We start from the raw sequence: 11,760 nt of genomic DNA, 5'->3' as shown, positions 1-11,760 counted from the left end.
CGACATACGGATGCCTAGACGATCACTCGTACGAGAAGATGCTGCCGAGCTTGTCCATCCGTTCGAGCGCCATCCCCGAGCCGCGCACGACGCAGGTGAGCGGGTCCTCGGCGACGAGCACGGGCAGGCCGGTTTCCTCGGCGAGCAGGCGGTCGAGGTCGCGCAACAGCGCGCCGCCGCCCGTCAGCATCATCCCGCGTTCGGCGATGTCGGCGCCGAGTTCCGGCGGCGTCTGTTCGAGCGCGATCTTCACCGACGACACGATCTGGTTCAGCGGATCGGTCAGCGCTTCGAGGATTTCGTTGCTGGAGATCGTGAAGCTGCGCGGAATGCCTTCCGACAGGTTGCGGCCCTTCACTTCCATTTCCTTGACTTCGGAGCCCGGGAACGCGGAGCCGATCTCCTTCTTGATCGCCTCGGCGGTCTGCTCGCCGATCAGCATCCCGTAGTTGCGGCGGATGTAGTTGACGATCGCTTCGTCGAACTTGTCGCCGCCGACGCGCACCGAGCCCTTGTACACGATGCCGCCGAGCGAGATCACGCCGACTTCGGTCGTGCCGCCGCCGATATCGACGACCATCGAGCCGGTGGCTTCCGACACCGGCAGGCCGGCGCCGATCGCGGCCGCCATCGGCTCCTCGATCAGGTAGACCTGCGACGCGCCCGCGCCGTGGGCCGCTTCCTTGATCGCGCGGCGCTCGACCTGCGTCGAGCCGCACGGCACGCAGATGATGATGCGCGGCGACGGCGAGAACATGCGCGACTCGTGCGCAGTCTTGATGAACTGCTTGATCATCTGCTCGGTGACGGTGAAGTCGGCGATCACGCCGTCTTTCATCGGACGAATCGCCTCGATGTTGCCCGGCACCTTGCCCAGCATCTGCTTCGCTTCCTTGCCGACTGCTTGAATCGTTTTCTTGCCGTTCGGGCCGCCTTCCTGGCGGATCGACACGACGGACGGCTCATCGAGCACGATGCCCTTGCCGCGCATGTAGATCAGGGTGTTTGCGGTGCCGAGATCGATCGCGAGATCGTTGGAGAAATAGCTGCGCAAAAAACCGAACATTCAGAATCCTGTTTCGCTCTGGGGCCGGCCCCATGCGGACATGGCGCGAAGGGCGGCAGCGGAAAAATAACAGCCTCGGATCGGGCGGGAGCGGCCGCCTGAAAACCGCGAAGCTGCGAATGAAATCTTCCGGGACCGGCGCGAAGCCCGCGCGGCTTCGTCAAAGCGGCGGCGGCGCGGCAAGGGCAGTCCGGGTCTGGGTCGAACGCGTAATGATACCTTATAATTTCGCTGTATTTGAACCGAAACAGGCTGTATTTTCGCCGCTTCGCCCCCGATTTTTGAGGGTTCGATCGAGCCTTCCAACCCCTGACGCAACGCAAGTTTCACGCTGCGCCAAGCCCTTGTTTTCCGGTGACCGCATGGCTTTGACCCTGACCGATGTGAAACGCATCGCGCACCTCGCGCGGCTCGAAATGGCCGACGCCGACGCCGAGCACACGCTGGCCCAGCTCAACGAGTTCTTCGGCCTCGTCGAGCAGATGCAGGCTGTCGACACGACGGGCATCGCGCCGCTCGCGCACCCGATCGAGCAGATCCAGGCCGTCGCGCAGCGGTTGCGCGACGACGCCGTCACGGAGCGCGTGAATCGCGACGACAATCAGCGCCCGGCCCCGGCCGTCCAGGACGGCCTGTACCTCGTGCCGAAGGTGATCGAGTAAACGCTCGAATTCGGGCCGCATCCGTCGCCGCAATCGCAACCGCAATCGCGCCTTCGGCCCGGCCGCCCGATTCGCCAGCTTGTTCGCCCGGGCGCGCGCTTCTCGCCGCGCGCCGAAGAATCCAGGAAACCCACGCAATGCACGCAAAAAGCCTGACCGAACTGCGCGCCGCGCTCGACGCCAAGGAATGCTCGGCCGTCGAGCTGGCGCAGCACTATTTGAAACGGATCGACGCCGCGCGCGATCTGAACGCGTTCGTCCACGTCGACGCGGATCTCACGCTCGCGCAGGCGAAGGCCGCCGACGCCGCGCTCGCGCAGGGCGCGGCCGGCCCGCTGACGGGGCTGCCGATCGCGCACAAGGACGTGTTCGTCACGCGCGGCTGGCGCTCGACCGCCGGCTCGAAGATGCTCGCGAACTACACGAGCCCGTTCGACGCGACCGTCGTCGAGCGCCTCGCGAAGGCGGGCATGGTCACGCTCGGCAAGACCAACATGGACGAGTTCGCGATGGGCTCGTCGAACGAGAACTCGGCGTTCGGCCCGGTGAAGAACCCGTGGGACACGAGCGCGGTGCCGGGCGGCAGCTCGGGCGGCAGCTCGGCCGCCGTCGCCGCGCGCCTCGCGCCCGCCGCGACGGGCACCGACACGGGCGGCTCGATCCGCCAGCCGGCGTCGTTCGCCGGCGTGACGGGCATCAAGCCGACGTACGGGCGCGTGTCGCGCTACGGAATGATCGCGTTCGCGTCGTCGCTCGATCAGGGCGGCCCGATGGCGCAGACGGCCGCCGACTGCGCGCTCATGCTGAACGCGATGGCGGGCTTCGACGAGCGCGACTCGACGAGCCTCGAGCGCGATGGCGAGGATTTCGCGCGCCACCTCGGCAAGACCTGGTCGGCCGGCGGCGATGCGGGCAAGCCGCTCGCCGGCCTGCGCATCGGCCTGCCGAACGAGTATTTCGGCGCGGGTCTCGCCGACGACGTGCGCGCGGCGATCGACGCGGCGCTCAAGGCTTACGAAGCGCTCGGCGCGACGCTCGTGCCGGTGTCGCTGCCGAAGACGGAGCTGTCGATTCCCGTCTATTACGTGATCGCGCCCGCCGAGGCGTCGTCGAACCTGTCGCGCTTCGACGGCGTGCGCTACGGCCACCGCGCGGCGGAATACCGCGACCTGCTCGACATGTACAAGAAGTCGCGCGCGCAAGGCTTCGGCCCCGAGGTGAAGCGCCGGATTCTGGTCGGCGCGTACGTGCTGTCGCACGGCTACTACGATGCGTATTACCTGCAGGCGCAGAAGATCCGGCGCATCATCGCTCAGGATTTCCAGGAAGCGTTCAAGTCCTGCGACGTGATCATGGGCCCGGCGTCGCCGACCGTCGCATGGGACATCGGCGCGAAGGGCGACGACCCCGTCCAGATGTATCTCGCGGACATCTACACGCTGTCGGTGAGCCTCGCGGGCCTGCCCGGCATGAGCGTGCCGTGCGGCTTCGGCGCGAACGCGAAGCGTCCGGTCGGTCTGCAGATCATCGGCAACTATTTCGACGAGGCCCGGATGCTGCAGGTGGCCGACGCGTTCCAGCGCGCGACCGACTGGCATAAACAGAAACCGGCAGGAGTGTGAGCATGACCCAGTGGGAAGTCGTTATCGGCCTCGAGACGCACGCGCAGCTGTCGACCGTCTCGAAGATTTTCTCGGGCGCGTCGACGCAGTTCGGCGCGGAACCGAACACGCAGGCTTGCCCGGTCGACCTCGCGCTGCCGGGCGTGCTGCCCGTGCTGAACCGCGGCGCGGTCGAGCGGGCGATCCGCTTCGGCCTCGCGATCGGCGCGACGGTCGCGCCGCGCAGCATCTTCGCGCGGAAGAATTACTTCTACCCGGATCTGCCGAAGGGCTATCAGATCAGCCAGTACGAGATCCCGGTCGTGCAGGGCGGCCAGATCACGATCCAGGTGCCCGCCAACGAAAAGGCCGGCAAGGACGCGTATTCGAAGACGGTCAACCTGACCCGCGCGCATCTGGAAGAAGATGCGGGCAAGTCGCTGCACGAGGACTTCGCGGGGATGACGGGCATCGACCTGAACCGCGCGGGCACGCCGCTGCTCGAAATCGTCACCGAGCCGGAAATGAGGAGCGCGGCTGAAGCGGTCGCGTATGCGAAGGCGCTGCACGGCCTCGTCGTGTGGCTCGGCATCTGCGACGGCAACATGCAGGAAGGGTCGTTTCGCTGCGACGCGAACGTGTCGGTGCGCCCGGTCGGCCAGGAGAAGTTCGGCACGCGCGCCGAGATCAAGAACCTGAACTCGTTCCGCTTCCTCGAGGAAGCGATCAACTTCGAGGTGCGCCGCCAGATCGAGCTGATCGAGGACGGCGGCGAAGTCGTGCAGGAAACGCGCCTGTACGACCCGGACAAGCGCGAGACGCGCTCGATGCGCAGCAAGGAAGACGCGCACGACTACCGCTACTTCCCCGATCCGGACCTGATGCCGCTCGTGATCGGCGCGGACTGGGTCGAGCGCGTGAGGGGCGAGATGCCCGAGCTGCCGGCCGCGATGCAGCAGCGCTTCGTCGAGCAGTACGGCGTGTCCGCCTATGACGCGGGCGTGCTGACGTCGAGCAAGGCGATGGCCGCGTACTTCGAGGCGGTGGTCGCGAAGGCCGGCGCGGCGAACGCGAAGATCGCCGCGAACTGGCTGATGGGCGACGTGTCGTCGCAGTTGAACCGCGACGGCATCGAAATCGATGCGTGCCCGGTGTCGGCCGCGCAGCTCGCGCTCGTGCTGCAGCGGATCGCCGACGGCACGATCTCGAACAAGATCGCGAAGGAAATCTTCGTGACGATCTGGGACGAGAAGGCGGCCGACGAAGGCGCGGCCGACCGCATCATCGACGCGAAGGGCCTGAAGCAGATTTCCGACACGGGCGCGCTCGAGGCGATCATCGACGAGGTGCTCGCCGCGAACGCGAAATCGGTCGAGGAATTCCGCGCGGGCAAGGAAAAGGCGTTCAACGCGCTCGTCGGCCAGGCGATGAAGGCGACGAAGGGCAAGGCGAACCCGCAGCAGGTCAACGAGCTCCTGAAAAAGAAGCTCGGCTGAGCGGGCGGCGCCGGATTGAAGCCGAACTGAAGCAAGCGGGCCGCCGCCGAACCGGCGTTCGGGGCGGCCCGCTCGCGTTTCGCGAAGCGCCGGGCCGCGCTTCGTGCAACACGAAAGGAGGTGCCGATGGCCAAGCAACAGTCGCTTGACGACTACTGCGTGCCGTATCACACGCGCGAAAAAGAAGCCGCCGCATTCGCGCTCGACGCGTTCGATCCGGCCGCGAAGCCGTTTTCGAGCGGGGCGAAGGAAACCGACCGCGAGCGGCTCTCCGCCGTCGCGTTGCAGCTCGACGCGCTGCAGGAGCGCCTGCATACGCAGCGGCACAAGCGGATGCTGCTCGTGCTGCAAGGGATGGACACGAGCGGCAAGGACGGCACCGTGCGCGCGGTGTTCCACGAAGTCGATCCGCTCGGGCTGCGCATCGTGTCGTTCAAGGCGCCGACGTCGGTCGAGCTCGCGCACGATTTCCTGTGGCGCGTCCACGCGCAGGTGCCCGCCGCGGGCGAGCTGACGATCTTCAATCGCAGCCATTACGAGGATGTCCTCGTGCCCCGCGTGACGGGCGCGATCGACAAGGCCGAGTGCGAGCGGCGCTACAAGCAGATCCGGCAGTTCGAGGAGATGCTCGCCGAATCCGGCACGCGGGTCGTCAAATGCTTCCTGCACATCTCGAAGGACGAGCAGCGCGCTCGGCTGCAGGCGCGCATCGACGATCCGAACAAGCACTGGAAGTTCGATATTTCGGATCTCGAAGCGCGCAAGCACTGGGACGCGTATCAGGCCGCGTACCGCGACGCGCTCGTCGCGACGTCGGCCGAGCATGCGCCGTGGTACGTGATTCCGGCCGATTCGAAGACGCATCGCAACGTGATGATCGCCGAGCTGCTGCAGCGCGAGCTGACCGCGATGAAGCTCGAATATCCGCCCGCGAAGCCCGAGCTCGCCGGCATCAGAATCCAATAAACCGCAACGAAATCACTGGACGGAATTCACCATGCTGCGTGTCATCACCGCGAATCTGAACGGCATCCGCTCGGCCGCGAAAAAGGGCTTCTTCGACTGGCTTGGCGAGCAGAACGCCGATTGCGTCTGCGTGCAGGAAATCAAGGTGTCGGCGGACGATCTGCCCGCCGAGTTCGTCGGGCCGCACGGCTTCAGGAGCTACTTCCACCACGCGGAGAAGAAGGGCTATAGCGGCGCGGGCCTTTACTCGCGCCGCGAGCCCGACGACGTGATCATCGGCTACGGCAGCAGCGAGTTCGATTCGGAGGGCCGCTATGTCGAGGCGCGCTTCGGCAAGCTGTCGGTGGTGTCGGTGTACGTGCCGTCCGGTTCGAGCGGCGACGAGCGCCAGCAGGCGAAGTATCGCTTCATGGACGAGTTCATGCCGCACCTCGCCGAGCTGAAGGCGAAGCGCGAAGTGATCCTGTGCGGCGACGTGAACATCGTCCACAAGGAAATCGACATCAAGAACTGGAAGAGCAATCAGAAGAACTCCGGCTGCCTGCCGGAGGAGCGCGCGTGGCTCACGCAGCTGTTCGACGAAGTCGGCTATGTCGACGTGTTCCGCACGCTCGATTCGCGGCCCGAGCAGTACACGTGGTGGAGCAATCGCGGCCAGGCGTACGCGAAGAACGTCGGGTGGCGGATCGATTACCAGATCGCGACGCCGGGCATTGCCGGCACGGCGAAAAGCACGTCGATCTTCCGCGACGTCAAGTTCAGCGATCACGCGCCGCTCACGGTCGATTACGACTACAAGTGACGCGGCGGGCGGTCGCGCCGGCTCGCTTCTGCGAGAGCGGGCCGGGCGATCGTCGCGAGCGGGTGGCGACGACGGAAAGAAAAACGGGCCGCGCGTGCGGCCCGTTTTTTTGCGGCTTGCGTTGCGGCGAGATGGGGGCGATGCTGCACGACGCACGACGCACGACGCACGACGCACGACGCACGACGCACGACGCACGACGCACGACGCACGACGCACGACGCACGACGCACGACGCACGACGCACGACGCACGACGCACGACGCACCGCGCCCAGCGTCTCGAACGGCGCGCGACGCGCCGGATCGATTCCGCTACGCGCCGGCGCGCCGGTCGGGCGAGCAGCCGCTCGTCACGCCGCGCGCTTCGGCTTGATCGACCCGATGTCGATCACGAAGCGGTACTTCACGTCGCTCTTCAGCATCCGCTCGTACGCTGCGTTGATCTGCGACATCGGAATCACTTCGATGTCCGACGTGATTCCATGCCGCGCGCAGAAATCGAGCATCTCCTGCGTCTCGGCGATGCCGCCGATCAGCGAGCCCGCGAGGCGGCGGCGCTTGTAGATCAGGTTGAAGACCCGCGGCGACGGATGATCGTGCTCCGGCGCGCCGACGAGCGTCATCGTGCCGTCGCGCTTCAGCAGGTGGAGGAACGGATTCAGATCGTGCTGCGCGGCGACCGTGTTCAAAATGAAGTCGAAGCTGTTCAGATGCGCATTCATCTGCGCTTCGTTCTTCGAAATGACGACTTCGTGCGCGCCGAGCCGCTTGCCGTCCTCGATCTTCGGCGGCGATGTCGTGAACAGCACGACGTGCGCGCCCATCGCGCGCGCGAGCTTCACGCCCATGTGGCCAAGGCCGCCCAGGCCGACGATGCCGACCTTCTTGCCGGGCCCCGCGCCCCACTGGCGCAGCGGCGAATACGTGGTGATCCCCGCGCAGAGGAGCGGCGCCGCGCCAGCCGGATCGAGCGTGTCGGGCACGCGCAGCACGAACGCCTCGTCGACGACGACCTGCGTCGAGTAGCCGCCGTACGTGATGTCGCCCGTCGCGCGGTCGCGGCCGTTGTACGTGCCGACGAAACCGTTCTCGCAATACTGCTCGAGCCCTTCCGCGCAGCTCGGGCACGTGCGGCACGAATCGACGAGGCAGCCGACGCCGACGAGCTCGCCCGCCTTGAAGCGCGTGACCTGCGGGCCGACGGCTGTCACGCGGCCGACGATCTCATGGCCCGGCACCACCGGGTACGTCGTGTTCTTCCATTCGTTGCGGGCCTGGTGGAGATCGGAATGGCAGACGCCGCAGTAGAGGATCTCGATCTGCACGTCGAGATCGCGCAGCGCGCGGCGCTGGAATTCGAACGGCGCGAGCGGCGTCGTGGCGCTCGTTGCCGCGTAAGCGTAAGTCGTGCTCATGAAGGCTCCTGACTCGAAAAGACACGCGCCGCGCGCGGCCGCGGAATGCGGCGGCGCAGCGGCACGGGGCACATCGTAAGCACGGGGGTACGCGCGCGGAATACCTGAAGATCTCGAAGGTTTGCCTATTTCTCTCGAATGCCGGGCAAAGTGCGGAAAAAAGGCTTGTCCGGTGCTAGATTGCAAGCCTGATTCTCTTGCAGTCCGAAGGAAGTCCGATGAGCTTCGAACCCCTTTTCCACGACGGCGGCGCGCATCTGCGGCGTCGCATCCTCGCGCTGTTCGACCGGCTCGCGCCGAACGAAGGCTATACGCACGCCGCGATCGACGGCGTGCGCTTCATTCGCTCGAACCGGCCAGTGCCGCGAATGCCGGTGCTGTACGAGCCGAGCATCGTCGTCGTCTGCCAGGGACGCAAGCGCGGCTATGTCGGCGAGCAGACCTTCGTCTACGACGCGCAGCAGTATCTGGTGCTGTCGGTGCCGCTGCCGTTCGAATGCGAGACGTTCGCGACGCCGGAGGAGCCGTTCCTCGCGCTGTCGATTCGCATCGATCTCGCGGTGATCGCCGAGCTCGCGATCCTGCTCGACGAGACGCACGGCGCGTCGATCAGCGAGCCGCGCGGCGTTTACTCGACGCCGCTCGACGCGCCGCTCGCGGACGCGGTGCTGCGCCTGCTCGAGACGCTCGCGTCGCCCGCCGACACGCGCGTGCTCGGCCCGGCGATCATGCGCGAGATCGGCTACCGCGTGTTGACGGGCGCGCAAGGCGACGCGATTCGCGCGGCGCTCGCGCAGCAACATCACTTCGGCCGCGTCGCGAAGGCGCTGCGGCGGATTCACGCGGACCTGAGCGGCGAGCTCGACGTGGAGACGCTCGCGAGCGAAGCGGGGATGAGCGTCGCCGTGTTTCATGCGCAGTTCAAGAGCGTGACGGCGAGCTCGCCGATGCAGTACGTGAAGGCGACGCGGCTTCATCATGCGCGGCTGATGATGGTGCAGGACGGATTGAACGCGGGCGCGGCGGCGGCGCGGGTGGGCTATGCGAGCGCGTCGCAGTTCAGCCGCGAGTTCAAGCGGCTGTTCGGACGCAGCCCGAGCGACGAAGTGCGCTGGGTGCAGGCGGGCGGCCGGCAGCCGATCGCGCTCGAGGCGGGGGAATGACGGAGGGGCGTGACGGGCGGCGCGAACGCGCTGGGGGACTCGCGCAAGCGGCTCGACCAAGGCGGCCTGCCGGCCCGGGCTGCGGGCGCAAACCGCGGAGCCGACCGCGGGCGCGACGCGGTGCGGGAGCGTTCGTGAGGCGCGTTGCCCGGCCTTCGCCGATCAGCCGCGGCCGTTCAACTTTCGCCGTTCAACCTTTGCCGTCTGGCGATTCACCGTTCGGCGATTCATCGCCTAGCGATTTCCCGCCGCGGTGCCGCGCTGCTTCGCGCCGTCCGCGCCCGCGGCGCTCGCGTCGGCATGCTTGTCGAGCGCTTTCTTGTAGAGCGGCATCAGGTCCGCAAGGCGCTTGCGCAGATCGTTGCGGCGTCGCGTATCGTACGGATGCGCGTAGATGAAGCCGCTTTCCTTGTCGGCGCGCGTCGCGACCGCGAGCTTGTCCCACAGCGTGATCGCCGCGCGCGGATCGAAGCCCGCGCGCGCGGCGATGTCGCCGCCGATCACGTCGGCTTCGGTTTCGTCGGTCGGATCGTAGCGGACCGATGCGAAGCGCTCGACGACACCGAGCGGCGCGGGCAGCGGGTCCGACAGTCCGAAGAGCGGCGGCAGCGGCGTCGCGCCGGTGCCGAGCGACGCGGCCTGCTGCTCGCCGAGGCTCGAGCGCGCGTGCTCGCGCAGCGCGTGCGCGATCTCGTGCGCGAACAGCACGCCGAGTTCGTCGTCGGTGAGGCGCAGCCGGTCGAGCAGCCCGCTGTCGACGAGCACCTTGCCGCCCGGCAGGCAGAACGCGCGAATCGAGCGCGAGCGCAGCACCTCGATTTCCCAGCCCCAGCCCTTCACGCGCTCGCTCCACTTGACCGCATACGGCGCGAGCCGCGTGACGATCGAGCGCAGCCGCTTCACGCGCGCGCTGTTCGGCGGCAGCAGGCGGTCGCGCTGCGCGGCGTCTTGCACGGTCTGCCGGTATTCGTTATCGGTCAGCTGCTCGAGCAGCGGCGATGGAATCAGGCTGCGGAACACGATCGCATTGCCGTAGCGCACCTGCTGATCGCCGAGCCCGTACGGCTGCGGGCTGCCGGCTGCGGGCGCCGCGGCCGGAGCCGCGGGCGTGGCGACGAGCGGCGCGCTCGGCGGCGGCGCGGACGGCGCGCCGTTGTCGGCGACGATGACCGGCTCGGCCATGCACAGCTCGAGCCCGAGCGCCGGGCCGGCTACGCCGAGCGCGACGCCGCCCGCGAACGTGAGCGCGGCGCGGGCGGCGCGCAGCTTAGCCTGCACGGGCGGCCTCGTTGCGGGGCATGCTGCCGTTCCACGGCGCGATCTTGAACAGCAGCAGCATGCCGGGGATGCCGAGCGCCGCGCAGACGAGGAAATAGTCGAACCAGCCGATCTGCGACACGATGAAGCCGCTCGACGCCGACGCGAGCGTGCGCGGCACCGACGCGAGGCTCGTGAACAGCGCGAATTGCGTCGCCGTGTAGCGCGGGTCCGTCGTGCTCGCGATGTACGCGGTGAACGCGGCGAGCGTGAGGCCCGTGGAAAATGTCTCGAAGCCGTAGATGGCCGCCATCAGCACGGCGTCCGGGCCCGCCTTCGCGAGCCACGCGAAGCCGAGCGTCGACACGATCTGCAGGACCCCGAAGATCCACAGCCCGCGCGCGATGCCGATCTTCACGAGCCACACGCCGCCGATGATGCCGCCCGCGAGGCTCGCCCAGAACGCGGTCGTTTTCGCGATCACGCCGATCTGCGTCTTGTTGAAGCCGAGGTCGAGGAAGAACGACGTCGACAGCGTCGTCGCCATCGTGTCGCCGAGCTTGTAGAGGAAGATGAAGCCGAGCACGAGCAGCGCGCCGCGCCAGCCGTCGCGGCCGATGAATTCGCGAAACGGCAGGACCACCGCGTCCGACAGGCTCTTCGGCGGCGCGCCGTGCACGTCGGGTTCGCGCACGACGAGCGTCATCAAGATGCCGGGCAGCATGAACGCGGCCGTGAGCGCGAACACGGCGTCCCACGGCAGGTGATCGGACAGGATCAGCGACAGCGAGCCGGGAATCAGCGCCGCGACCTTGTACGCGTTCACGTGCACCGCGTTGCCCAGGCCCTGCTCGGTATCGCGCAGCAATTCGCGGCGGTATGCGTCGATCACGATATCGGCGCTCGCGCCGAAGAACGCGACGAGCGTCGTCAGCGCGGCGACCGTCCAGATCGATTCGCGCGGCGACACGAAGCCGAGCGCCGCGATCGCAACGGCGACGAGCAACTGCGTGACGAGCATCCAGCCGCGCCGCCGCCCCGGCCGCCAGCCGGGCAGGCGCGGGATGAAGCGGTCCATCAGCGGCGCCCACAGGAACTTCCACGTGTAGGGGAACTGAATGAGCGCGAAGAGGCCGATCTCCTTCAGGTTCACGCCTTCCGAGCGCAGCCAGGCTTGCACCAGGTAGACGAGGGTGAAGAGCGGCAGTCCCGACGTGAAGCCGAGAAAGACGCAGATCAGCATGTGCGTGTTCAGAAACGCGCGCCAGCCCGGGTGGTCCTCGTGGGCGTTGAGGGCGGGCGCGTCGTGCGGTGGTTTGGTCATCGAACT

10 protein-coding genes are annotated in these 11,760 nt (G+C 67.4%); 6 read left to right on the top strand and 4 right to left on the bottom strand.

All coding sequences use genetic code 11. From position 1 onward, the window contains the following. Positions 1-22: 22 nt before the first annotated feature. The gene (locus tag WT60_RS19735) at positions 23-1,066 is read right to left on the bottom strand and encodes a rod shape-determining protein (protein ID WP_004189550.1); all 1,044 of its coding nucleotides are present in this window, start codon (positions 1,064-1,066) and stop codon (positions 23-25) included. Between the two features lie 362 nt (positions 1,067-1,428). On the opposite strand from WT60_RS19735, the gene gatC reads away from it, so the two are divergent. The 5 genes from gatC to WT60_RS19710 all read left to right on the top strand — a co-directional run bounded on the left by gatC (position 1,429) and on the right by WT60_RS19710 (position 6,593). Then, on the top strand, positions 1,429-1,728 hold the full coding sequence (gene gatC / locus WT60_RS19730; protein WP_038748574.1) for an Asp-tRNA(Asn)/Glu-tRNA(Gln) amidotransferase subunit GatC: 300 nt from the start codon (positions 1,429-1,431) through the stop codon (positions 1,726-1,728). 137 nt (positions 1,729-1,865) lie between these two features. Further along, complete coding sequence (gene gatA / locus WT60_RS19725) at positions 1,866-3,350, top strand: Asp-tRNA(Asn)/Glu-tRNA(Gln) amidotransferase subunit GatA (protein ID WP_038748573.1); 1,485 nt, start codon at positions 1,866-1,868, stop codon at positions 3,348-3,350. 2 nt (positions 3,351-3,352) lie between these two features. Beyond that, entirely contained in the window at positions 3,353-4,825 is a 1,473-nt protein-coding gene (gene gatB, locus WT60_RS19720; RefSeq protein WP_038748572.1) for an Asp-tRNA(Asn)/Glu-tRNA(Gln) amidotransferase subunit GatB, read from the top strand. 126 nt (positions 4,826-4,951) lie between these two features. Continuing rightward, positions 4,952-5,791 carry a PPK2 family polyphosphate kinase gene (locus WT60_RS19715; protein WP_060355787.1) on the top strand — a complete coding sequence of 280 codons (840 nt, stop codon included), beginning with the start codon at positions 4,952-4,954 and terminating at the stop codon, positions 5,789-5,791. Between the two features lie 31 nt (positions 5,792-5,822). Beyond that, positions 5,823-6,593, top strand: a complete 771-nt coding sequence (locus WT60_RS19710; RefSeq protein WP_059583756.1) for an exodeoxyribonuclease III — start codon at positions 5,823-5,825, stop codon at positions 6,591-6,593. Positions 6,594-6,945: 352 nt separating this feature from the next. Here WT60_RS19710 and WT60_RS19705 read toward each other — a convergent pair whose 3' ends face one another. Next, positions 6,946-8,010 carry an NAD(P)-dependent alcohol dehydrogenase gene (locus WT60_RS19705; RefSeq protein ID WP_059670720.1) on the bottom strand — a complete coding sequence of 355 codons (1,065 nt, stop codon included), beginning with the start codon at positions 8,008-8,010 and terminating at the stop codon, positions 6,946-6,948. Positions 8,011-8,228: 218 nt separating this feature from the next. On the opposite strand from WT60_RS19705, the gene WT60_RS19700 reads away from it, so the two are divergent. Beyond that, a complete protein-coding gene (locus WT60_RS19700; protein WP_060355788.1) occupies positions 8,229-9,173 on the top strand; it encodes an AraC family transcriptional regulator in 945 nt (314 codons plus the stop codon). Between the two features lie 234 nt (positions 9,174-9,407). Here WT60_RS19700 and WT60_RS19695 read toward each other — a convergent pair whose 3' ends face one another. Both WT60_RS19695 and WT60_RS19690 read right to left on the bottom strand, forming a co-directional pair. After that, a complete protein-coding gene (locus WT60_RS19695) occupies positions 9,408-10,451 on the bottom strand; it encodes a M48 family metallopeptidase (RefSeq protein ID WP_060355789.1) in 1,044 nt (347 codons plus the stop codon). Continuing rightward, complete coding sequence (locus tag WT60_RS19690) at positions 10,441-11,754, bottom strand: AmpG family muropeptide MFS transporter (RefSeq protein ID WP_038748566.1); 1,314 nt, start codon at positions 11,752-11,754, stop codon at positions 10,441-10,443. The genes WT60_RS19695 and WT60_RS19690 overlap by 11 nt, the downstream gene beginning before the upstream one ends. Positions 11,755-11,760 lie beyond the last annotated feature (6 nt).

This window comes from Burkholderia sp. MSMB617WGS, from assembly GCF_001532025.2.
Lineage (GTDB): Bacteria > Pseudomonadota > Gammaproteobacteria > Burkholderiales > Burkholderiaceae > Burkholderia > Burkholderia savannae.
The sequence above is the reverse complement of the archived record's forward strand: the minus strand, read 5'-3'. Positions and strand labels throughout refer to the sequence as shown.